The organism is Mycobacterium sp. IDUB_39 (genome assembly GCF_055419205.1).
In genome coordinates this window covers 1-22203 of sequence record NZ_JBVAXF010000007.1, presented here as the reverse complement: position 1 = coordinate 22203, position 22203 = coordinate 1, and the positions used below count along the sequence as shown (strand labels likewise).

Sequence of the window (22203 nt, the reverse complement as noted above, 5' to 3'; positions counted from 1 at the left end):
GCCCCGTAGCTATGATCGCCGGGTGGCTGATCAGCCCGTGGTGAAGCCGGGATCAACGGGACCGTCCGAGCAAGCGCTGACCGAAGCCGTCAGCGCGGCCCGGCGTGCCTTCGACGCCGCAACCGATCTCGAGGCGTTGGCGCGCGCCAAGACCGATCACCTCGGTGACAAGTCACCGATCGCGCTGGCCCGTCAGGCGCTGGGCTCGCTGCCCAAGACCGAGCGCGCCGATGCGGGCCGCCTCGTCAACGTGGCCCGCACCGAGGCTCAGGCCGCCTACGACGAACGCCTCGAGGCGCTACGCCTCGAGCGGGACGCGGCGGTGCTGGTCGCCGAGCGCATCGACGTGACCCTGCCCTCCACGCGTCAGCCGATCGGTGCCCGGCACCCGATCACGATCCTGGCCGAACACGTCGCCGACACCTTCGTGGCCATGGGCTGGGAACTGGCCGAGGGGCCCGAACTCGAGACCGAGCAGTTCAACTTCGACGCCTTGAACTTCCCTCCCGACCATCCGGCGCGCAGTGAGCAGGACACGTTCCACATAGCACCCGAGGGGTCGCGCCAGGTGTTGCGCACGCACACCTCGCCGGTCCAGATCCGGGCACTGCTGGAGCGTGAGCTGCCCGTGTACATCGTGTCGATCGGCAGGACGTTCCGCACCGATGAACTCGATTCGACGCACACGCCGGTGTTCCATCAGGTCGAGGGACTCGCGGTGGACCGCGGTCTGACGATGGCGCACCTCAAGGGCACGCTCGACTCGCTCGCCCGGGCGGAGTTCGGCCCCGCGGGGCGGACCCGCTTCCGGCCGCACTTCTTCCCGTTCACCGAGCCGTCCGCCGAGGTGGACGTCTGGTTCGAGAACAAGAAGGGTGGGCCGGGCTGGGTGGAATGGGGCGGTTGCGGCATGGTCAATCCAAACGTGCTGCGCGCCTGCGGTATCGACCCGGACGAGTACTCGGGCTTCGCGTTCGGCATGGGCCTGGAGCGCACACTTCAGTTCCGCAACGGCATCCCCGACATGCGTGACATGGTCGAGGGTGACGTGCGGTTCTCGCTTCCGTTCGGGGTGGGGGCCTGATGCGCCTTCCGTACAGCTGGCTGCGCGAGATCGTCTCAGTCGGCGCACCGGGTTGGGACGTGAGTCCCGAGGAACTCGAGCAGACCTTCATCCGCATCGGTCACGAGGTCGAGGACATCATCCCGGTCGGCCCGGTCACGGGACCGTTGACCGTCGGCAGAGTTGTCGAGATCGAGGAACTCACCGAGTTCAAGAAGCCCATACGTGCGTGCAAGGTCGACGTGGGCGCGCAGAACCTCGACGGTGAGCCGCGTGACATCGTCTGCGGAGCAAGCAATTTCAAGGTCGGCGATCTGGTGGTCGCGGCGCTGCCCGGCACCACGCTGCCTGGCGACTTCACCATCGCCAAGCGCAAGACCTACGGCCGCACCTCCGACGGCATGATCTGCTCGTCGTCCGAGCTGAACCTGGGCTCCGACCACGCCGGCATCATGGTTCTGCCGCCAGGTACCGCGGAGCCCGGCGCCGACGCCATCGAGGTCCTCGGTCTGGATGATGTGGTGTTCGACCTCGCGATCACGCCGGATCGCGGTTACTGCCTGTCCGTTCGTGGCATGGCTCGCGAGATCGCCTGCGCGTACGACCTCGACTTCGTCGACCCCGTTGCCACCATCCCGGCTCTGCCCGCCGAGGGCGAGGCTTGGCCGTTGACCATTCAGCCGGGCACCGGTGTGCAGCGCTTCGGCCTTCGCCCCGTGACGGGCATCGACCCGACTGCGGTGTCGCCGTGGTGGATGCAACGCCGGCTGCTGCTGAGCGGAATCCGGTCCATCTCCCCGGCCGTCGACGTGACCAACTACGTCATGGTGGAGATCGGTCACCCGATGCACGCCCATGACCGCCAGCTCATCACCGGCGGGTTCGATGTCCGCTTCGCGAAGCCGGGGGAGACGGTCGTCACCCTCGACGGCGTCCAACGCACGCTCGATCCGGGCGACGTTCTCATCGTCGATGACGTCGCGACGGCGGCGCTCGGCGGTGTGATGGGCGCAGGCACCACCGAGGTTCGCGAGAGCACCACCGATGTGCTGTTGGAGGCGGCGGTCTGGGACCCCGCGACGGTATCCCGGACGCAGCGCCGTCTGCACCTGGTGAGCGAGGCGAGCCGACGCTACGAGCGCACCGTGGATCCGGCGATTTCGGTTGCCGCCCTTGATCGTTGCGCCGCGCTGCTGGCCGATATCGCAGGCGGCACGTTGGAACCGACGCTGACGGACTGGCGCGGCGACCCTCCACGCGAGGACTGGTCACCGGCGCCGGTGAGCATGGCACTGGATCTGCCCGACCGGACCGCGGGTGTGGCGTATGCCGAGGGTGCCACCGTGCGCAGGCTCACCCAGGTGGGTGGCCGGGTGAGCAGCCACAACGGCCAGATCACGGTGACACCGCCCAGCTGGCGACCCGACATGAGGGAACCCGCGGACCTCGTCGAGGAGGTGCTCAGGCTCGAGGGTCTCGAGCTGATCCCGTCGATTCTGCCTGCGGCACCCGCTGGTCGTGGTCTGACACCGGGCCAGGTGCGCCGTAGGGCGATCGGAAAGTCGCTGGCGCTCAACGGTTTCGTCGAGATTCTGCCGACACCGTTCCTGCCCGCCGGTGTTTTCGATGCGTGGGGTCTGGCGCCCGACGATCCACGCCGCGCCGCTATGACGGTGCTCAACCCGCTGGAGGCCGATCGGCCCCAGCTGGCGACCACGCTGCTGCCCGGCATGCTGGAGGCGTTGGTGCGCAACGTTTCCCGTGGTGCCACCGATGTTGCCCTGTTTGCCATCGAGCAGGTGGCGCTGGCGACACCGCAGACCCGTGCGCTGGACCCGATCCCGGTTGATCGCAGGCCCACCGCCGCGGAGATCGCCGCGATTGACGACTCGCTGCCGCGTCAGCCGCTGCACGTGGGTGCGGTCATGGCCGGACTCCGCGAACCCGCCGGTCCGTGGGGTGCGGGCCGGCCGGTGCAGGCCACCGATGCCTTCGAGGCTGTGCAGATCGTCGCGCGGGCCTGCAACGTCGACGTCACGCTGCGGGCGGCCCAGGAGCTGCCGTGGCATCCCGGCCGCTGCGCTGAGGTTCTGCTCGGGGACCAGGTCGTCGGATACGCCGGCGAGTTGCACCCCGCGGTGATCGAACGGACCGGCCTGCCGAAGGGCACGTGTGCCGTCGAACTCGATCTCGACGCGGTGCCCACCGTCGAGCGACTGCCCGTGCCCGCTGTCTCGCCGTTCCCGGCGGTGTTCCAGGACGTCAGCCTCGTTGTCGATGACACGGTGGCGGCCCAGGATGTCGTCGATGCGGTGCGAGAGGGCGCGGGAGAACTCGTCGAGGACGTCCGGCTGTTCGACGTGTACGTGGGCCCGCAGGTCGGTGAGGGGCGCAAGTCACTCGCGCTGGCCCTGCGGTTCCGCGCATCCGATCGCACGTTGACCGAGGATGAGGCCAGTGCCGCGCGCGACGCCGCGGTGGCTCTGGCCGCCGAGCGCGTCGGCGCCGTCCAGCGCAGGTGATCCACTCGGTCCGCGAACCGAATAATCAGTTTGCATCCGAGTGCATAACCATGCAGAATTGTGCGATGACCTCAGTGGCCATCGCCGGTGCCAGCGGATACGCGGGCGGCGAGATCCTTCGCCTCCTCCTCGGACACCCTGCCTACGCTGACGGACGCCTGACAATTGGTGCGTTGACCGCCGCGGCCAGTGCCGGCAGCCACCTCACCGAGCACCATCCGCACCTGCTTCCCCTGGACGACCGCGTGCTCGAGGCCACGACAGTCGAGGTGCTGGCCGGTCACGACGTCGTGTTCCTGGCCCTGCCCCACGGGCACTCGGCCGAACTGGCCGAGCAGCTGGGCCCCGACACGCTCATCGTCGACTGCGGTGCGGACTTCCGGCTCACCGACGCGGGCGCATGGGAGCGGTTCTACGGCTCGCCTCACGCGGGCAGCTGGCCGTACGGTCTGCCCGAACTGCCCGGCGGACGCGAGGCGCTGCAGAACACCAAGCGCATCGCCGTTCCCGGCTGCTACCCGACCGCGGCGCTGCTCGCACTGCTGCCCGCCGTCGCCGCGGACCTTGTCGAGCCGGCCGTCACCGTGGTCGCCGTGAGCGGCACATCGGGTGCGGGCCGCGCCGCGAAGGTCGACCTGCTCGGCGCCGAGGTGATCGGCTCGGCGCGGGCGTACAACATCGCCGGCGCGCACCGGCACACCCCCGAGATCGCGCAGGGTCTGCGTACGGTCACCGACCGCGACGTCACCGTGTCGTTCACGCCGGTCCTGATCCCGACGTCGCGGGGCATCCTCGCGACCTGCACGGCGCGGACCACGGCATCGACATCGGAGATCCGTGCGGCCTATGAGAAGGCCTACGGTGCCGAGCCCTTCGTCCACCTGCTGCCCGAGGGCAGGTTGCCCAAGACCGGCGCGGTGGTCGGCAGCAATGCCGCGCAGATCGCCGTCGCCGTCGACCCCGATGCGGGTGTCCTGGTGGCCCTGTGTGCGATCGACAACCTCGTCAAGGGAACCGGCGGCGCGGCAGTGCAGTCGATGAACCTGGCGCTGGGATGGCCAGAGACTGAAGGACTTTCGACCGTGGGAGTGGCGCCGTGACAACAACCGAGAACATCGTTCGGACTCAGGGCGTGACCGCCCCCGCGGGTTTCCGCGCGACCGGTATCGCGGCGGGAATCAAGGCATCCGGAGCGCGCGACCTCGCACTGGTGGTCAACGAGGGCCCCGATCTGGCCGCGGCCGCGGTGTTCACCCGCAACAAGGTGCGGGCGGCTCCGGTGCTGTGGACCCAGCAGATCATGTCCACGGGGCGGCTGCGTGCGGTGATCCTCAACTCCGGCGGCGCCAACGCCTGCACCGGACCCGGCGGCTTCCAGGACACCCATGCCACCGCGGAGGCGGTCGCGGACGCACTGTCGGACTGGGGTACCGAGACCGGGGCCATCGAGGTCGCCGTCTGCTCGACGGGCCTGATCGGCGACCGCCTGCCGATGGACAAGATGCTGGCCGGGGTCACCGCGGTCGTGCACGAGATGGCCGGCGGTCTCACCGGTGGAACCGAAGCGGCGCAGGCGATCATGACCACCGACACCGTGCCCAAGCAGGTTGCGCTGCACCATCGGAACAACTGGACCGTCGGCGGCATGGCCAAGGGTGCCGGGATGCTGGCGCCGTCGCTGGCCACCATGTTGTGCGTCATCACCACCGACGCCGTCGCCGATGCCGCGGCGCTGGATCGGGCGCTGCGCAAGGCGACCGGGCGCACCTTCGACCGACTCGACGTCGACGGCAGCTGCTCCACCAACGACACGGTGCTGCTGCTGGCGTCCGGTGCCAGCGCGGTCACGCCGACACAGGATGAACTCGATGCCGCGATCCTCGCGGTGTGTGACGACCTGTGCGCACAGCTCCAGGCCGACGCCGAGGGCCTGACCAAGCGGGTTGCGGTCACGGTCACCGGCGCTGCCACCGAGGACGACGCCGTGGCGGCCGCCCGCGTGATCGCCAGGGACAGCCTGGTCAAGACCGCACTGTTCGGGTCCGATCCCAACTGGGGCCGGGTGCTGGCCGCAGTGGGCATGGCGCCCGTCGAACTGGATCCCGACCGGATCACCGTGTCGTTCAACGGCTCCCCGGTCTGCGTGGACGGGGTGGGCGCTCCGGGTGCGCGTGAGGTCGACCTGTCGGGTACCGACATCGAGGTCGTCGTGCACCTGGGCATCGGCACGGGCGAGGCGACCATCCGCACCACCGACCTGTCCCACGCGTACGTCGAGGAGAACTCGGCCTACAGCTCATGAGCATCCCGACCGAGACGATTCCCACCGCGACCAAGGCCGCCGTCTTCGCCGAGGCACTGCCCTGGCTGAAGCAGCTGAACGGCAAGATCGTCGTGGTCAAGTACGGCGGCAACGCGATGACCGACGACGTCCTCAAGTCCGCGTTCGCCGCCGATATGGCGTTCCTGCGCAACTGCGGCATCCATCCCGTCGTCGTGCACGGCGGCGGCCCGCAGATCAGCGCGATGCTGAAGCGGCTCGGCATATCCGGCGACTTCAAGGGCGGATTCCGGGTGACCACCCCCGAGGTGCTCGACGTCGCGCGGATGGTGCTGTTCGGCCAGGTCGGTCGTGAACTGGTCGGCCTCATCAACGCCCACGGCCCATACGCGGTGGGCATCACGGGCGAGGACGCCCATCTGTTCACCGCGATCCGCCGCAGCGTCATGGTCGACGGCGTGGCCACCGATATCGGCCTGGTCGGCGACGTCGAGAGGGTCGACACCTCGGCCGTGCTCGATCTGATCAAGGCCGGACGCATCCCGGTCGTCTCGACGATCGCCCCCGATGCCGACGGTGTGGTGCACAACATCAATGCCGACACGGCTGCCGCGGCGCTGGCCGAGGCTCTCGGTGCGGAGAAGCTGCTGATGCTGACCGACGTTGAGGGACTCTATACTCGCTGGCCCGACCGTGATTCGCTGGTCAGCGAGATCGACGTGGCGACGCTGACCGGGCTGCTGCCGACACTCGAGTCCGGCATGGTGCCCAAGATTGAGGCGTGCCTGCGTGCGGTGGGCGGCGGCGTCCCGAGCGCCCACGTCATCGACGGCCGTGTCGAACACTGCGTGCTGGTCGAACTCCTCACCGATGAGGGTTCCGGAACAAAGGTGGTGCCCAGATGACCTCCAACACCGAGGCGCTGCAGGCGCGGTGGCGGACCGTGATGATGGACAACTACGGCACACCGCCGGTGGCACTGGCCTCAGGTGACGGCGCGGTGGTGACCGATGTCGACGGCAGGTCCTACGTCGACCTCCTCGGCGGTATCGCGGTCAACGTCCTCGGGCACCGGCACCCGGCTGTGATCGAGGCGGTGACCCGGCAGCTCAACACACTGGGCCACACGTCGAACCTGTACGCCACCGAACCCGGCATCGCTCTGGCCGAGGCATTGGTCGCGCATCTCGGCGCCGACACCCACGCGCGGGTGTTCTTCGCCAACTCCGGTACCGAGGCCAACGAGGTCGCGTTCAAGATCTCGCGGCTGACCGGCCGAACCAAACTGGTTGCCGCGCAAGGCGCCTTCCACGGTCGCACCATGGGATCGCTCGCGCTGACCGGTCAGCCCGCCAAGCAGGCCCCCTTCGAGCCGCTGCCCGGCGACGTCACCCACGTCCCGTACGGCGACGTCGAGGCGCTGTCGGCCGCGATCTCCGACGAGACCGCGGCGGTGTTCCTCGAGCCCATCATGGGGGAGGGCGGCGTGGTGACACCGCCGGCCGGATACCTCGTTGCCGCACGGGAACTCACCGCGCGCCACGGTGCCCTGCTGGTGCTCGACGAGGTGCAGACCGGTGTCGGACGCACCGGAACCTTCTATGCCCACCAGCACGACGGCATCACGCCCGACGTCATCACCCTGGCGAAGGGTCTCGGCGGCGGACTGCCGATCGGCGCATGCCTGGCCATCGGCGATGCGGCAGAACTGCTCACCCCGGGCCTGCACGGCAGCACCTTTGGTGGCAACCCGGTGTGCACGGCAGCGGCGCTGGCGGTGCTCAAGACACTGGCCGACGACGACCTCATGTCGCACGCCGACGCTCTCGGCAAGACACTGGCGCACGGCATCGAGGCCATGGAGCATCCGTTGGTCGACCACGTGCGTGGCCGGGGTCTGCTGCGCGGCATCGTGCTGACCGCCCCGCGCGGCAAGGAGATCGAGGTCGCCGCACGCGATGCGGGCTTCCTCGTCAATGCCGCCGCGCCCGACGTCATCCGGCTCGCACCGCCCCTCGTGGTCACCGACGCACAGATCGATGCGTTCCTGACCGCGTTCCCCGCAATCCTGGACAGTGCCGTTGAGGCGGCCAACGAGACCGCCGTGGAGGCACCGTGACACTGCGACACTTCCTACGCGATGACGACCTGACGCCGGACGAGCAGGCCGAGGTGCTCGCGCTGGCCGCCGAGCTCAAGAAGGCGCCATTCAGTGCGCGCCCGCTCGAAGGGCCCCGCGGCGTCGCCGTGATATTCGAGAAGAACTCGACCCGCACCAGGTTCTCGTTCGAGGTGGGTATCGCCCAGTTGGGCGGGCACGCCGTCGTGGTGGACGGGCGCAGCACCCAGCTCGGCCGTGAGGAGACCCTCGAGGACACCGGCGTGGTGCTCTCGCGCTACGTCGACGCCATCGTGTGGCGCACGTTCGCCCAGGAACGGTTGACCGCCATGGCATCCGGCTCGACGGTGCCGATCGTCAACGCGCTGTCCGACGAGTTCCACCCCTGCCAGGTGCTCGCGGACCTGCAGACGCTCGCCGAGCGCAAGGGCTCGCTGCAGGGGCTGAAGATGACCTACTTCGGCGACGGCGCCAACAACATGGCGCACTCGCTGATGCTGGGCGGCGTGACGGCGGGCATCGACGTGACCATCGCCGCGCCAGCCGGTTTCGAGCCGCACCCGCAGTTCGTCGACGCCGCGCAGAAGCGGGCCGCCGAGACCGGCGCCACCGTGGCGGTGACATCGGACGCGCGGGCCGCGGCCGAGGGCGTCGACGTCCTCGTCACCGACACCTGGACGTCGATGGGCCAGGAGAACGACGGACTCGACCGGGTCCGACCGTTCCGGCCGTTCCAGATCAACGCCGCGCTGATGGAACTGGCCGACCCCGCTGCCGTCGTGCTGCACTGCCTGCCCGCCCACCGCGGGCACGAGATCACCGATGACGTCATCGACGGCGCGCAGAGTGCCGTGTGGGACGAGGCCGAGAACCGCCTGCACGCCCAGAAGGCGCTCTTGGTGTGGCTCCTGGAGCGAAGCCGATGAGCGCACCGTGACTGCGTCGACCAGAGCCGGCAGGCAGGCGCGCATCGTGACGCTCCTCTCGTCCAACCCCGTGCGCAGTCAGAGCGAACTCGCGACGATGCTCGCCGAGGAGGGCATCGACGTCACCCAGGCCACGCTGTCGCGTGACCTGGAGGAGCTCGGCGCGGTGAAACTGCGTGGCGCCGACGGCGGGACCGGCGTGTACATCGTGCCGGAGGACGGCAGCCCGGTGCGTGGCGTGTCCGGTGGCACCGACCGCATGGCTCGGCTGCTCAATGAGCTTCTGGTGTCCACCGACGCCAGTGGCAATCTGGCGGTTTTGCGCACCCCACCGGGTGCGGCGCACTATCTGGCCAGCGCGATCGACCGCGCTTCGCTGCCCCACGTCGTCGGCACCATCGCCGGTGATGACACCATTCTCGTGGTCGCCCGCGAGCCGATGACCGGCGCGGAACTCGCCGGCATGTTCGAAAACGTTCAGTAGTTCACTCAGAAGGAGATTGGCCATGTCACAAACGTCGGGGTCCGAACGCGTCATCCTGGCGTATTCCGGCGGTCTGGACACCTCGGTCGCGATCAGTTGGATCGGGAAGGAGACCGGCCGCGAGGTGGTCGCCGTCGCCATCGACCTGGGGCAGGGCGGTGAGGACATGGAGGTCATCCGGCAGCGCGCCATCGAGTGCGGTGCCGTCGAGGCCGTCGTCATCGACGCCCGCGACGAGTTCGCCGACGAGTACTGCCTTCCCACCATCAAGAGCAACGCGCTCTACATGGACCGCTACCCCCTGGTGTCCGCGATCAGCCGTCCGCTGATCGTCAAGCACCTGGTGGCCGCGGCGCGCGAGCACAACGGTGGCATCGTCGCCCACGGCTGCACAGGCAAGGGCAACGACCAGGTGCGCTTCGAGGTCGGATTCGCCACGCTCGCACCCGATCTCGAGGTGCTCGCACCCGTGCGTGACTACGCGTGGACGCGGGAGAAGGCGATCGCGTTCGCCGAGCAGAACGAGATCCCGATCAACGTCACGAAGCGGTCGCCGTTCTCGATCGACCAGAACGTGTGGGGTCGCGCGGTGGAGACCGGGTTCCTCGAGCACCTGTGGAACGCACCGACGAAGGACGTGTACGACTACACCGAGGACCCCACGGTCAACTGGAGTTCACCGGACGAGGTCATCATCGGCTTCGCCAAGGGCGTGCCGGTGTCGATCGACGGCAGGCCGGTCTCGGTGCTCGAGGCGATCGTCGAGCTGAATCAGCGTGCGGGCGCTCAGGGTGTCGGCCGGCTAGACGTCGTCGAGGATCGGTTGGTTGGCATCAAGAGCCGCGAGATCTACGAGGCGCCGGGCGCGATGGTGCTCATCGCCGCGCACACCGAACTCGAGCACGTGACACTCGAGCGCGAACTGGGTCGGTTCAAGCGCAACACCGACCAGAAGTGGGGCGAGCTGGTCTACGACGGCCTCTGGTACTCGCCGCTGAAGAGCGCGCTGGAGACGTTCGTCGACCACACCCAGGAGCACGTCACCGGTGAGATCCGACTGGTGCTGCACGGTGGCCACATCGCGGTCAACGGCCGGCGCAGCAGTGAGTCGCTGTACGACTTCAACCTCGCCACCTACGACGAGGGCGACACCTACGACCAGTCCAGTGCCAAGGGCTTCGTCCACATCCACGGCCTGAGCAGCAAGATCGCAGCCCGCCGGGACCTCGGCCTCTAATGCGCTTGCGTGGACTGCTCACGGGAGAAGGGTGACCACATGAGCACCAATGAGGGTTCGCTTTGGGGCGGCCGGTTCGCTGACGGCCCCTCCGACGCGCTCGCCGCGCTGAGCAAGTCCACGCACTTCGACTGGGTGCTGGCGCCCTATGACGTGCAAGCGTCCAAGGCGCACGTCCGGGTGCTGTTCGGTGCCGGCCTGCTCACCGAGGAGCAGCGCGACGGTCTGTTGGTCGGTCTGGACAGCCTGGGGGAGGACGTCGCGGACGGCAGCTTCGGGCCGTTGCCGTCGGATGAGGACGTCCACGGCGCGATGGAACGCGGGCTGATCGACCGGGTTGGCGCCGATCTCGGCGGCAGGCTGCGGGCGGGCCGGTCACGCAACGATCAGGTCGCCACGCTGTTTCGGATGTGGCTACGCGACGCTATGCAGACCGTCGGCGACGGTGTGCTCAACGTCGTCGGGGCACTCGCCACACAGGCGGCCGCACACCCGACGGCGATCATGCCCGGCAAGACGCATCTGCAGTCCGCGCAGCCGGTGCTGCTGGCCCACCACCTGCTGGCCCATGCTCACCCGCTGCTGCGCGACGCGGCACGCATCGTCGACCTGGATACCCGAGTGGCGGTGTCGCCCTACGGGTCTGGCGCACTGGCCGGCTCCTCGCTCGGTCTGGATCCCGACGCCATCGCCGCCGAACTCGGATTCACCGCGGCGGCAGACAACTCGATCGATGCGACGGCGTCACGGGACTTCGCGGCGGAGGCGGCGTTCGTGCTGGCGATGATCGCGGTGGACCTGTCGCGTCTCGCCGAGGACGTGATCCTCTGGAGCACCACGGAATTCGGTTACGTCGATCTGCACGAGTCGTGGTCGACCGGCAGCTCGATCATGCCGCAGAAGAAGAACCCCGACATCGCCGAACTGGCTCGCGGCAAGTCGGGCAGGCTGATCGGCAATCTCACGGGACTGCTGGCCACGCTCAAGGCGCAGCCGCTGGCCTACAACCGCGACCTGCAGGAGGACAAGGAGCCGGTCTTCGACTCGGTGGCCCAGCTCGAACTGCTGCTGCCCGCGATGGCCGGTCTGGTCGCAACCCTGCGCTTCGACACCGACCGGATGGCCGAACTCGCGCCACTGGGCTACACGCTGGCCACCGACGTCGCCGAATGGATGGTCCGTCAGGGCATTCCGTTCCGCGTCGCCCACGAGGCGGCCGGCGCGGCGGTGCGCGCCGCCGACGCCCGCGGCGTCGGACTCGAGGAACTCGCCGACGACGAACTCGCGGGCATTCACCCGGGCCTGACGGCCGAGGTCCGGGAGGTGCTCACCGTTGCGGGATCGGTGAACTCCCGTGACGCACGCGGTGGTACGGCTCCGATCCAGGTGGCCAAGCAGCTGGGCGTCGTGCGCGACACCGCGGACCGACTGCGGATCAGCCTGCGGCGCTAGCCCTCGGCCAGGGTCAGCCACTCCTCTTCGAGGGATTCCTGGCGCGCGTGCAGGTCACGCAGTTCGTCGTTGAGTTCGCCCAACCGCAGATGGTCGGCGGCTGCCTCGGCCATCGTCTGGTGCAGCTTCGAGATCCGCTCGTCGAGCGTGCGGAGTTGACTCTCGATGCGGGACAACTGTTTTCCCGCCTTGCGCTCGCGCGCCGACGCGGTCTCGGTGCGATCGGTTGGACGGGTTGTCGTAGCGCCGTTGGCAGTCGACCGTTCGGCCAGGTACTGCTCGATACCGCCGGGCAGCAGCACGCATCGTCCGCCGCCGGGCAGCGCATACGTCACGTCGGTGACCCGTTCGAGGAAGTAGCGATCGTGGGTGACGAGGATCAAGGTGCCCGGCCAGCCGTCGAGGTAGTCCTCGATGACGTTCAGGGTGTCGATGTCCAGGTCGTTGGTCGGCTCGTCGAGCAGCAGCACATTGGGTTCGTCGAGAAGCAGCCGCAGGAACTGGAACCGCCGCCTCTCGCCACCGGAGAGTTCGGACAACCGCGTGGTGAGCTTGTCGCCCGTGAACCCGAAGTCCTCGAGCAGGGTGGCCGTGCTGACCTCCTTGCCGCCCGCCAGCTCGGTGACCCGCTTGGCGTTCTCGACGGCGTCTAGGACACGTTCGTTGCCGTCCAGCTCGACGAGGGCCTGGCTCAGGTAGCCGATCCGCAGTGTCTTGCCGCGTTTGACGGTGCCCGAGGTGGGGGCGACGTCACCGGTCAGCAGTTTCAGCACCGACGTCTTGCCGGTGCCGTTCACGCCGACCAGTCCGATACGCACGCCCGGCCCGATCGACCAGTCCAACTTGTCGAGGATCGTCTTCTCGCCGACCTCGTAGCTGACGCGGTGAAGATCGAACACGTCCTTGCCCAGCCGGGCCGTCGCGAAGCGTTGGAGCGCAAGGGAGTCGCGAGGCTCCGGCTCGTTGGCGATCAGCTCGTTGGCCGCCTGGATGCGGAATTTGGGCTTGGACGTGCGTGCGGGTGCGCCCCGCCGCAGCCACGCCAGCTCCTTGCGCATCAGGTTGCGGCGCCGCGCTTCGGTGCCTGCGGCGGCCCGGGCTCGCTCAGCGCGGGCCAGCACATACGCGGCGTAGCCACCCTCGTAGGCGTCGACGGCGCCGCCGTGCACCTCCCAGATGTTCGTGCAGACCGCGTCGAGGAACCACCGGTCGTGGCTGACGACCAGCAACGTCTTGGCTCGCCGTCGGGAGAGGTGGTCTGCCAGCCACGCGATGACCTCGACGTCGAGGTGGTTGGTCGGTTCGTCGAGCACCAGGACGTCGTGGCCCGCAAGCAGTACCGCGGCCAGCGCGACGCGGCGCCGCTCGCCGCCGCTGAGGTTGTTCACCTCACGGTCGAGCGCCACCTCGGCCAGCAGGTTCTCCACCACCGACCTGGTCTCCGCCTCGGCTGCCCAGATGTGATCGGGCCGTCCGTCGACGATGAGGTCGCGCACCGTGGCCTCGGGCTTGAAGTCATCGGACTGGTGCAGGTAGCCGACGGACAATCCCGAGGTGTGGGTCACCCGGCCCGAGTCCGGGGGGCGGGTCGCCGTCAGGATCTGCAGCAGCGTGGTCTTGCCGTCGCCGTTTCGTCCGACGACACCGATCACCTCGCCCTCGTCGACACCGAGGCTTATGCCGTCGAGCAGGGTGCGCGTCCCGTAACCGACGGTCGCGCGTTCAACGTTGATCAGGTTGGCCATTAGGAGCCGATCATATGTGGCTCGGCGCGCACGGCCATCGTCGCGATCCCCGCGGCCCAGAAGTTCGCTGTGCCATGATGACGTCGGCAAACTGCGGGTCGGGGAGCGCGAGAGGGGTGCACAGGTGGTCGACCTTTCGGCATTCACCAGGCCGGTCGGGCGGTTGATGGCAACCGCGCAGAACGGGCTGGAGGTGCTCCGCTACGGCGGCCTGGAGACGGGCGCGGTCCCATCGCCCTTCCAGATCATCGAGAGCGTCCCCATGTACCGGCTTCGGCGGTACTTCCCGCCCGATTCCCGCCCGGGTGCCAAGCCGGCAGGCCCGCCAGTGCTCATGGTGCACCCGATGATGATGTCGGCCGACATGTGGGACGTGACGCGTGACGAGGGTGCCGTCGGCATCCTGCACGCCGCGGGCGTCGACCCGTGGGTGATCGACTTCGGGTCACCCGATCAGGTCGAGGGTGGCATGCAGCGCAACCTAGCCGACCACGTCGTCGCGCTGAACGAGGCCATCGACACGGTCCGCACTGTCACCGACCGCGACGTCCACCTCGCCGGGTACTCCCAGGGCGGGATGTTCGCCTACCAGACCGCCGCGTATCGGCGGTCGAAGGACCTGGCCAGCATCGTCGCGTTCGGCTCACCGGTCGACACCCTGGCGGCGTTGCCCCTCAACCTGCCGGCCAGCCTCGCCGCGGGCGCGGCGGACTTCATGGCCGACCACGTCTTCAGTCGCATCGATATCCCAGGCTGGCTGGCCCGCACGGGATTCCAGATGCTCGACCCGATCAAGACCGCGCAGGCGCGCATCGACTTCGTGCGCCAACTGCACGATCGCGAGGCGCTGCTCTCCCGTGAGCAACAGCGCCGGTTCCTGTCCAACGACGGCTGGATCGCCTGGTCCGGTCCGGCGATCGCGGAGCTGCTCAAGCAGTTCATCGCGCACAACCGGATGATGAGCGGCGGTTTCTCCATCCGTGGTGATCTGGTCACGCTGTCCGACATCGACTGCCCGGTGCTCGCGGTGGTCGGTGAGGTCGACGACATCGGTCAGCCGGCGTCGGTGCGCGGTATCAAGCGTGCCGCGCCGCAGGCTGACGTCTACGAATACCTGATCCGCGCAGGACATTTCGGTCTGGTGGTGGGTGGTAAGGCCGCCACCCAGACCTGGCCGACGGTGGCGTCCTGGGTGAAGTGGATATCGGGCGAGGGCGATATGCCCGATCAGGTCGTGCCGATGTCTCTGCAGCCGGCCGAGACAAACGAGAGCGGTGTGCAGCTGACGTCGCGCGTCGCGCACGTGGGTGCAGCGGCCACCGAGATGACGTTCAGTCTGGCCCGCACCGCGGCCGACGCATTCGTCGCGGCCAACAAGTCGGCACGCGCACTGGTCGTCGAGACGGCAAGGACGCTGCCGCGACTGGCCCGGCTCGGCCAGATCAACGACCACACCCGGATCTCGCTCGGCCGCATCATGAACGAGCAGAGCAGCGCCACACCGGACGGTGAGTTCCTGCTGTTCGACGGGCGCGTGCACACCTACGAGGCCGTCGACCGTCGCATCAACAACGTCGTGCGCGGTCTCATCGACGTCGGTGTGCGCCAGGGTGCGCACGTCGGGGTCCTGATGGAGACCCGGCCCAGTGCGCTGGTCGCGATCGCCGCACTGTCGCGGCTGGGTGCCGTGGCGGTGCTCATGCCGCCCGACGCCGACCTGGAGGAGGCGGCGCGCCTCGGCGGGATATCCGATGTGATCGCGGATCCGAGCAACCTGGACGCCGCGAGGAAGCTGCCGATCCGCGTGCTGGTCCTTGGCGGCGGTGAGAACCGCGATCTGGATCTGCCGGAGGACGCCGACGTCGTCGACATGGAGAAGATCGACCCCGACGTCGTCGAACTGCCGGGCTGGTACCGGCCCGACCCCGGTTACGCCAGGGACCTGGCCTACGTCGCGTTCGCGCACGTCGGCGGTGAACTCGTCGCGCGTCAGATCACCAACTTCCGCTGGGCACTGTCGGCGATCGGCACCGCGTCCGCGGCCAACCTGGGCCGCAGCGACACGGTGTACTGCCTGACGCCGCTGCACCACCAGTCCGGCCTGCTGGTCAGCCTGGGCGGCGCGGTGGTCGGCGGCACTCGCATCGCCCTGTCGCGGGGCCTGCGCCCGGACCGCTTCGTGCACGAACTGCGCCAGTACGGCGTCACCGTTGTGTCCTACACGTGGGCGATGCTGCGCGCGGTGGTGGACGACCCGTCGTTCTCGGTCAACGGCACGCACCCGGTTCGCCTGTTCATCGGATCGGGCATGCCGACGGGGCTGTGGCGGCGCATCGAGCAGGAGTTCGAACCCGCCCACGTCGTGGAGTTCTTCGCGACGACGGACGGTCAGGCCGTGCTGGCGAACGTGTCGGGAGCCAAGATCGGCAGCGAGGGCAGGCCGCTGCCCGGTGCCGGACGGGTGGAACTCGCCGCGTACGACGTCGACGACGACCTCATCCTCGAGGATGAGCGCGGTTTCGTGCGGCTGGCGCAGCCCAATGAGGTCGGCGTGCTCCTCGCGCATCCTCGCGGGCCCATCGACCCGACGGCCGCGATCAAGCGTGGGGTCTTCGCACCCGCCGACACCTGGGTGTCCACCGAGTACCTGTTCCGCCGGGATGAGGACGGCGACTTCTGGCTTGTCGACAACCGTGCCACCGTCATCCACACCGAACGGGGTCCGGTGTACAGCGCCACCGTGAACGACACGGTCAGCAGGGTCGGCGCGGTCGATCTCTCGGTGACCTACAAGGTCGCGGCCGGGGGACGGACGCTGGCCGTGACGGCGCTGACGCTGGCCCCGGGTGGCAGTGTTCCGAGCGCCGACCTGAACGAGGCGCTGGCCAGTCTTCCCGTCGGTGTGCACCCCGACCTGGTGCACGTAGTGCCCGATATGAAGCTCAGCGCCTCCTACCGGCCGCTGCTCGCGCCACTGCGGGCGATGGGGGTGCCGAAGCCCGCACGTAACGCGTGGTACCTGGACTACGAAACAGGTGTGTACAAGCGGCTCACGACTGCCGTGCGTGCCGAACTGATAGGTGATGGCTCGGCCGACTGAGGTCGTGCGTCACTCATGTCCCACTGTTAGGCTCCGGCAGACGGCAGATCGCCGCACGGGTCGGGCCCCGCTCCGCATGGAGGAATTCATGACATCGCAGACCAGCAGGCCGAGCGTGTGGCGGCGTGCCGCTGTCGGTGCGGTTGCGAGCGGTGCCCTGGTCGCCGGACTGCTCGTGGGTGCGCCCGTCGCGTGGTCGGACCCCGAGGCTCCTGCGGATCCTGCCAGCCCGATCACTCCGGGCCCGGCCGATCGGGGAAGCCCCATCACACCCGGCGGATCGGCCGCTGCGGCAGGTGCCCAGCCGGGAGAGATGACGGCCGATGAGGCGCTTTCGATCATTGCCTCTTCCTACGACACGGGCGCTGGCGGCGGAAAGCTCTCCCAGCTGATCCACAGCGTCCTCAAGCTGCGTGCCCAGGGGTTCTATCCCTCCCAGGGGAATCGCGACGCCATTGTGGCAGCCCTGGACAAGCGGCCAAATCAGGCTCCGTTGATCGCAGCCCTCGAGAACACCCTCTCGTTCCAGCGCCGCAACCAGCAGCGAGGCATGGCCGCGGGGAATCAGGGCTCGCCGTCCATCAACATCAACCAGTACCCGGGGTATCCGCCGCGGCAATCGCAGATGCCGGGCGGCGGCGGTGGCGACGATGCCGGCATCAGCATTCCGCTCGGCTGAGTCACCGGACATGCTCGATTCCCGTTTGCGCGACATCCTGGTCTGCCCCGAGGACCGCGGTCCTCTGCTGCTCGTTGGCGAGGAGCTGCTGTACAACCCTCGGCTTCGCCGTGCCTATCGGATCGAGGGCGACGTCCCGGTTCTGCTGGTCGACGAGGCCGTCACGATCACCGATGACGCCGAACACCAACGACTTCTCGACCGCGCCGACTAGCTGAGACCCGGCAGGTCGCCGGTGAGATAGTGCTGCAGGTTGGGCGCGATGGTCTCGGCGACCTGTTGCACCGGCAGTGACTTGAACGGCTCCAGCTCCAGGATGTAGCGCGCCATCACGACACCCACGAGTTGGGACGCGACGAACTGGACCCGGATCCGACCCGAACCGGGCGGGTTGTCGACGCGTCGCCCCACCTCCACGGAGATGACCTCCTGAAGGAACGACCGGACCAGGCTGACGTCGTTGCCGGCAAGAAGCGAGCGCAGTGTCGCGATGAAACCCGACCCCAGCTCGGAGTCCCACAGCGGCAACAGCAGTGACGGCAGCTTGAGACCGAGCTCGTCGACCGGAGTCTCGCGCATCGGGCCGATGACCTGCATCGGGTCGATCGGGATGTGGATCGCCGCCGCGAACAGTTGCTGCTTGGTCCCGAAGTAGTGGTGGACCAGCGCGGCGTCCACTCCCGCCGATGCCGCGATCGAGCGGATCGAGGTCTTGTCGATTCCGTTGCGGGCGAACAACTCCCTGGCACTGGACAGGATCCGGTCGCGGGTGTCGGACTGCCCGGGCGGACGTCCGGGGCGTTTGGTCACGGGGTCCTTCGGCGAAGTGTCGCCGCGGCGAGGCACAGCGCCACGACGGCGAAGCCGATCACGATGGCGATGTCGCGGGCGGCGGTGGCGGTCAGGTCGGGATGCGCACCCACCTGCTGCAGCGCCTCAAGTGCGTAGCTGGCGGGAAGCGCATTGCTGATCCACTGCAGCCAGTCGGGTAGCAGCGCGCGCGGGACGATGATCCCGCACAGCAGAAGCTGGGGTGCGATCACCAGCGGCATAAACTGAACGGCCTGGAACTCGGTGCGCGCGAACGCACTGCACAACAAGCCCAACCCGACCCCGAGTATCGCGTTGATGATGGCGATGACGAACACCAGGGCGGGGCTGCCCGCGGTGGTTAGGCCGAGCAACCAGAAGGCGATGAGACAGGCCAGTGCCGCCTGCGCGGCCGCTGCGATCGAGAACGCCGTGCCGTAGCCGCCCAGCAGGTCGAGTCGGCGCAGGGGAGTGGTGAGAATGCGCTCCAGCGTCCCGGACACGCGTTCGCGCTGCATGGTGATCGACGTGATGAGGAACATCACGATCAGCGGAAAGACGCCCAGCATGATCAGGCACGCGTTGTTGAACGGGGACGGCGACCCGGGTGGGTGGGGCGCGTTCTGAAACATGAAGTACATCAACGCGATGATCACACTCGGCACCACCAAGATCATTGCGACGCTGCGGTGATCGCCCGCGAGTTGGCGCAGGATTCGGCCGGTCGTGGCGAGGTATGCGGTGGCGCTCAGCCTGCCTCGGCGCTCAGGGGCTCGGTGGTGTGCCGGATGACCGACAGGAACGCCTCCTCCAGTGATGTGCATCCCGTCTCCTCCCGCAGTTTCGATGGTGTGGTGTGGGCAAGCAGGCGACCGTCCCGCATGAGCAGCAGGTCATCGCAGTGATCGGCCTCGTCCATGACGTGGCTGGACACCAGCAGCGTCTGGCCCCGTTCGGCCAACAGCTGGAACTGTTCCCATAGCTCGACGCGCAACACCGGGTCCAGGCCGACGGTGGGCTCGTCGAGTACGAGCAGCTCCGGCTGGGCAACCAGCGCGCACGCCAAGGAAGCCCGGGTACGTTGTCCACCGGAGAGGTTGCCGCACAGGGCAGTTCGATGATCGGTGAGTCCGACGGTTTCGATTGCGTCATCGGCATCGCTCTTGGTCGAGCCGTATAGGGACGCGAAGTAGCGCACGTTGTCCAGGACGCGGAGGTCGTCGTAGACGGTGGCGTCCTGGGTGACGTAGCCGACGCGATTGCGGAGATCGGCAGATCCGGCGGGTCTGCCCAGCACCGTGACGGTTCCCGACTTGACGATCTGGGTGCCGACGATGCTGCGGAGCAGTGTGGTCTTGCCGCAGCCCGACGGGCCAAGGATGCCGGTGATGGTTCCGCGGGCGATCCGCACCGAGAGGTCGTCGACGGCGGTTCGCTTGCCGCGCACCACCAGCAGGTGGTCGACCTCGACGGCGGGCCCGGCCGAGGGAGTTAATTCATCTGACGATGAAGTCATCATGTGATGAAATATCCTCCCGTGCCGCGGGGATGTCAACGATGCGGGCAGAATTGCTGCCGTGAGTTCGAATGTGCTGGTCACCGACCCGCTGACCGCGGCTCGGCGTCTACTCGGGGCGCGCTTGACCGGCCGTGGGGTGTCGGCGGTGATCCTCGAGGTCGAGGCCTATGGGGGACCCCCGGACGGCCCCTGGCCCGATTCCGCGGCGCACTCCTATCGGGGCTCCCGGCCTCGGAGTGCGGTCATGTTCGGGCCCGCGGGAAGGCTCTACGCGTACCGCAGCCACGGCATCCACGTCTGCGCGAACGTGGTGTGCGGCGCCGACGGGGTGGCTGCCGCCGTGCTGCTGCGAGCCGCCGAGGTCGATGACGGTACGACCGTCGCCGCATCGCGTCGAGGTGACTCCGTCGTACCCGCGGGCCTTGCGCGAGGACCGGGAAACCTGTGCTCTGCGCTCGGAATCACCTTGGCCGACAACGGAATCGATCTCTTCGACGACGACAGTCCGGTGCGGTTGACGCTCAGCGACCCGGTCGCGGGTGTCGACGGCCCACGTGTCGGGGTCAGCACGGCCGCCGACCGCCCGTGGCGCTTCTGGGTGAGCGGGCGCGCTGAGGTCTCCTCCTACCGGCGTAGTCCACGGGCTCCCGCACCGGGGGACAGCGACTGACGCCGCCCGGCATACGGGAAGATCGACCCATGGGTAACGACATCCTGGGCGAACTGGAATGGCGCGGTCTGATCGCGCAATCGACCGATCGGGATGCATTGGCGGCTGAGCTGGCCAAAGGGCCCCTGACTCTCTACTCGGGGTTCGACCCGACCGCGCCTAGCCTGCACGCCGGTCACCTGGTGCCACTGCTCACGCTGCGGCGGTTCCAGGCGGCCGGTCACCGGCCGATCGTGCTCGCCGGCGGTGCGACCGGCATGATCGGCGATCCCCGGGAGACCGGCGAACGGACGCTGAACACGGCAGATACCGTCGCCGACTGGGCGTCACGCATCCGTGGCCAGCTGGAACGCTTCGTCGAGTTCGACGAGTCGCCGACCGGTGCGATCGTGGAGAACAACCTGACCTGGACCGCGGAACTGTCCGCGATCGAGTTCCTCCGCGACGTCGGCAAGCACTTCTCGGTCAACGTGATGCTGGATCGCGAGACGGTGCGCCGCCGTCTCGAGGGCGACGGGATGTCCTACACCGAGTTCAGCTACATGCTCCTGCAGTCCAACGACTACGTGGAGCTGCACCAGCGCCATGGCTGCGCCCTGCAGATCGGTGGCTCCGACCAGTGGGGGAACATCGTCGCCGGCGCTCGACTGGTCCGCCAGAAACACGGCGCCACGGTGCACGCGATGACGACGCCGCTGGTCACCGACTCGGAGGGCAAGAAGTTCGGTAAGTCCACCGGTGGCGGAAACCTGTGGCTGGATCCCGAGATGACCAGCCCGTATGCCTGGTATCAGTACTTCGTCAACACCGCGGACGCCGACGTCGTGCCGTACCTGCGGTGGTTCACCTTCCTCACCGCCGAGGAGATCGGGGACCTCGAACGGGCGACCACCGAGCGTCCGCACGAGCGTGCCGCGCAACGGCGCCTGGCTCAGGAACTCACGACGCTGGTGCATGGGCAGGCGGCCACCGATGCCGTCGAGCACGCCAGCCAGGCGCTATTCGGCCGCGGTGAGCTGGGGGAGTTGGACGAGCCAACCCTGGCGGCCGCGCTGCGCGAGGCCGGCAACGACCAGGTGGCCGAGCTGAAGCCGGGCGGACCCGATGCGATCACCGATCTTCTGGTGGCCACGGGACTGTCGGCGAGCAAGGGAGCTGCGCGTCGCACGGTCGCCGAGGGCGGCGTCTCGGTCAACAACGTGCGCATCGAAAGCGATGACTGGGTACCGCAGGAATCCGACTTCCTGCACGGCCGGTGGCTCGTGGTCCGCAGAGGCAAGCGGAATATCGCGGGGGTACAGCGGGTTACATGAGTGAAGTTCGGATGAATATCGCCTCTACCAGGCGATTTGACTCCCAGTTTCCCCTCGCGTAACTTATTGCAAGTCAGAGCGACGCGGTGAAAGCCGCAGAGCGCGAGACATTCAAGAGGTAAGCCACTTAGGTGGGACTACTTCTACGCCCGCACTACAGTATCGCGGCTTTTAGCCGCGGTATAGTTGCGCGGTCATAGCAGGTCTGTTGTTTGAGAACTCAATAGTGTGTTTGGTGGTTTTTGTTTGTTGTTGTTGCACTCTTTTTTCTCGTTTAGGGGTG

19 protein-coding genes are annotated in these 22203 nt (G+C 68.1%); 15 read left to right on the top strand and 4 right to left on the bottom strand.

Annotated elements, in window-relative coordinates:
* The first annotated feature begins 22 nt into the window (after positions 1-22).
* The 10 genes from pheS (at position 23) to argH (ending at position 12084) form a co-directional block, all read left to right on the top strand.
* Positions 23-1084, top strand: coding sequence for a phenylalanine--tRNA ligase subunit alpha (gene pheS, locus ACZY0X_RS24535; RefSeq protein ID WP_463774152.1), 1062 nt, complete (start codon positions 23-25; stop codon positions 1082-1084).
* Positions 1084-3585, top strand: coding sequence for a phenylalanine--tRNA ligase subunit beta (gene pheT, locus ACZY0X_RS24530; protein WP_463774151.1), 2502 nt, complete (start codon positions 1084-1086; stop codon positions 3583-3585). Before pheS ends, pheT begins: the two co-directional genes overlap by 1 nt.
* A gap of 65 nt (positions 3586-3650) precedes the next feature.
* Positions 3651-4685, top strand: coding sequence for an N-acetyl-gamma-glutamyl-phosphate reductase (gene argC, locus ACZY0X_RS24525; protein ID WP_463774149.1), 1035 nt, complete (start codon positions 3651-3653; stop codon positions 4683-4685).
* Positions 4682-5887: a bifunctional glutamate N-acetyltransferase/amino-acid acetyltransferase ArgJ gene (argJ, locus tag ACZY0X_RS24520; protein ID WP_463774148.1), complete on the top strand. Its 1206-nt coding sequence runs from the start codon at positions 4682-4684 to the stop codon at positions 5885-5887. Before argC ends, argJ begins: the two co-directional genes overlap by 4 nt.
* Positions 5884-6771 carry an acetylglutamate kinase gene (gene argB / locus ACZY0X_RS24515; RefSeq protein ID WP_463774147.1) on the top strand — a complete coding sequence of 296 codons (888 nt, stop codon included), beginning with the start codon at positions 5884-5886 and terminating at the stop codon, positions 6769-6771. The genes argJ and argB overlap by 4 nt, the downstream gene beginning before the upstream one ends.
* On the top strand, positions 6768-7985 hold the full coding sequence (locus ACZY0X_RS24510) for an acetylornithine transaminase (protein WP_463774145.1): 1218 nt from the start codon (positions 6768-6770) through the stop codon (positions 7983-7985). Before argB ends, ACZY0X_RS24510 begins: the two co-directional genes overlap by 4 nt.
* Positions 7986-7987: 2 nt before the next feature.
* The gene (gene argF / locus ACZY0X_RS24505; protein WP_463774559.1) at positions 7988-8911 is read left to right on the top strand and encodes an ornithine carbamoyltransferase; all 924 of its coding nucleotides are present in this window, start codon (positions 7988-7990) and stop codon (positions 8909-8911) included.
* 7 nt (positions 8912-8918) lie between these two features.
* Positions 8919-9395 (top strand): arginine repressor, encoded by a 477-nt coding sequence (locus tag ACZY0X_RS24500; RefSeq protein ID WP_241404999.1) that lies wholly within the window; start codon positions 8919-8921, stop codon positions 9393-9395.
* Positions 9396-9417: 22 nt separating this feature from the next.
* Positions 9418-10632: an argininosuccinate synthase gene (locus ACZY0X_RS24495; protein ID WP_463774144.1), complete on the top strand. Its 1215-nt coding sequence runs from the start codon at positions 9418-9420 to the stop codon at positions 10630-10632.
* A gap of 39 nt (positions 10633-10671) precedes the next feature.
* A complete protein-coding gene (gene argH, locus ACZY0X_RS24490; RefSeq protein ID WP_463774143.1) occupies positions 10672-12084 on the top strand; it encodes an argininosuccinate lyase in 1413 nt (470 codons plus the stop codon).
* Here the strand turns inward: argH and ACZY0X_RS24485 are convergent.
* Positions 12081-13829 (bottom strand): ABC-F family ATP-binding cassette domain-containing protein, encoded by a 1749-nt coding sequence (locus tag ACZY0X_RS24485; RefSeq protein WP_463774142.1) that lies wholly within the window; start codon positions 13827-13829, stop codon positions 12081-12083. The genes argH and ACZY0X_RS24485 overlap by 4 nt on opposite strands.
* A 124-nt stretch (positions 13830-13953) precedes the next feature.
* Between ACZY0X_RS24485 and ACZY0X_RS24480 the strand changes: the two genes are divergently transcribed.
* The 3 genes from ACZY0X_RS24480 (at position 13954) to ACZY0X_RS24470 (ending at position 17822) form a co-directional block, all read left to right on the top strand.
* Positions 13954-16929, top strand: coding sequence for an acyl-CoA synthetase (locus ACZY0X_RS24480; RefSeq protein ID WP_463774141.1), 2976 nt, complete (start codon positions 13954-13956; stop codon positions 16927-16929).
* A gap of 88 nt (positions 16930-17017) precedes the next feature.
* Positions 17018-17608 (top strand): hypothetical protein, encoded by a 591-nt coding sequence (locus ACZY0X_RS24475; RefSeq protein WP_463774139.1) that lies wholly within the window; start codon positions 17018-17020, stop codon positions 17606-17608.
* A 10-nt stretch (positions 17609-17618) separates the two neighbouring features.
* On the top strand, positions 17619-17822 hold the full coding sequence (locus ACZY0X_RS24470; RefSeq protein ID WP_463774138.1) for a Trm112 family protein: 204 nt from the start codon (positions 17619-17621) through the stop codon (positions 17820-17822).
* Here ACZY0X_RS24470 and ACZY0X_RS24465 read toward each other — a convergent pair.
* Genes ACZY0X_RS24465 through ACZY0X_RS24455 form a run of 3 tightly spaced genes read right to left on the bottom strand, consistent with a single transcriptional unit; the run spans position 17819 to position 19937 of the window.
* Positions 17819-18454: a TetR/AcrR family transcriptional regulator gene (locus tag ACZY0X_RS24465; RefSeq protein ID WP_463774137.1), complete on the bottom strand. Its 636-nt coding sequence runs from the start codon at positions 18452-18454 to the stop codon at positions 17819-17821. The two genes, ACZY0X_RS24470 and ACZY0X_RS24465, sit on opposite strands and share 4 nt — an antisense overlap.
* On the bottom strand, positions 18415-19242 hold the full coding sequence (locus ACZY0X_RS24460) for an ABC transporter permease (RefSeq protein ID WP_463774135.1): 828 nt from the start codon (positions 19240-19242) through the stop codon (positions 18415-18417). Before ACZY0X_RS24460 ends, ACZY0X_RS24465 begins: the two co-directional genes overlap by 40 nt.
* Positions 19167-19937: an ABC transporter ATP-binding protein gene (locus ACZY0X_RS24455; RefSeq protein WP_463774134.1), complete on the bottom strand. Its 771-nt coding sequence runs from the start codon at positions 19935-19937 to the stop codon at positions 19167-19169. Before ACZY0X_RS24455 ends, ACZY0X_RS24460 begins: the two co-directional genes overlap by 76 nt.
* Positions 19938-19995: 58 nt before the next feature.
* Here ACZY0X_RS24455 and ACZY0X_RS24450 point away from each other — a divergent pair, with 58 nt between their 5' ends.
* Both ACZY0X_RS24450 and tyrS read left to right on the top strand, forming a co-directional pair.
* On the top strand, positions 19996-20607 hold the full coding sequence (locus tag ACZY0X_RS24450) for a DNA-3-methyladenine glycosylase (RefSeq protein WP_463774133.1): 612 nt from the start codon (positions 19996-19998) through the stop codon (positions 20605-20607).
* Between the two features lie 29 nt (positions 20608-20636).
* On the top strand, positions 20637-21920 hold the full coding sequence (tyrS, locus tag ACZY0X_RS24445; protein WP_463774132.1) for a tyrosine--tRNA ligase: 1284 nt from the start codon (positions 20637-20639) through the stop codon (positions 21918-21920).
* Positions 21921-22203 lie beyond the last annotated feature (283 nt).

What these genes read in the sequence shown, in the direction of transcription:
- argB (WP_463774147.1), top strand. Translation starts at nt 5,884, where the DNA reads ATGAGCATCCCGACCGAGACGATTCCCACCGCGACCAAGGCCGCCGTC.
- argH (WP_463774143.1), top strand. Translation starts at nt 10,672, where the DNA reads ATGAGCACCAATGAGGGTTCGCTTTGGGGCGGCCGGTTCGCTGACGGC.
- pheT (WP_463774151.1), top strand. Translation starts at nt 1,084, where the DNA reads ATGCGCCTTCCGTACAGCTGGCTGCGCGAGATCGTCTCAGTCGGCGCA.
- ACZY0X_RS24460 (WP_463774135.1), bottom strand. Translation starts at nt 19,242, where the DNA reads ATGCACATCACTGGAGGAGGCGTTCCTGTCGGTCATCCGGCACACCAC.
- tyrS (WP_463774132.1), top strand. Translation starts at nt 20,637, where the DNA reads ATGGGTAACGACATCCTGGGCGAACTGGAATGGCGCGGTCTGATCGCG.
- ACZY0X_RS24470 (WP_463774138.1), top strand. Translation starts at nt 17,619, where the DNA reads ATGCTCGATTCCCGTTTGCGCGACATCCTGGTCTGCCCCGAGGACCGC.
- ACZY0X_RS24475 (WP_463774139.1), top strand. Translation starts at nt 17,018, where the DNA reads ATGACATCGCAGACCAGCAGGCCGAGCGTGTGGCGGCGTGCCGCTGTC.
- argC (WP_463774149.1), top strand. Translation starts at nt 3,651, where the DNA reads ATGACCTCAGTGGCCATCGCCGGTGCCAGCGGATACGCGGGCGGCGAG.
- ACZY0X_RS24495 (WP_463774144.1), top strand. Translation starts at nt 9,418, where the DNA reads ATGTCACAAACGTCGGGGTCCGAACGCGTCATCCTGGCGTATTCCGGC.
- ACZY0X_RS24485 (WP_463774142.1), bottom strand. Translation starts at nt 13,829, where the DNA reads ATGGCCAACCTGATCAACGTTGAACGCGCGACCGTCGGTTACGGGACG.
- ACZY0X_RS24455 (WP_463774134.1), bottom strand. Translation starts at nt 19,937, where the DNA reads ATGATGACTTCATCGTCAGATGAATTAACTCCCTCGGCCGGGCCCGCC.
- ACZY0X_RS24510 (WP_463774145.1), top strand. Translation starts at nt 6,768, where the DNA reads ATGACCTCCAACACCGAGGCGCTGCAGGCGCGGTGGCGGACCGTGATG.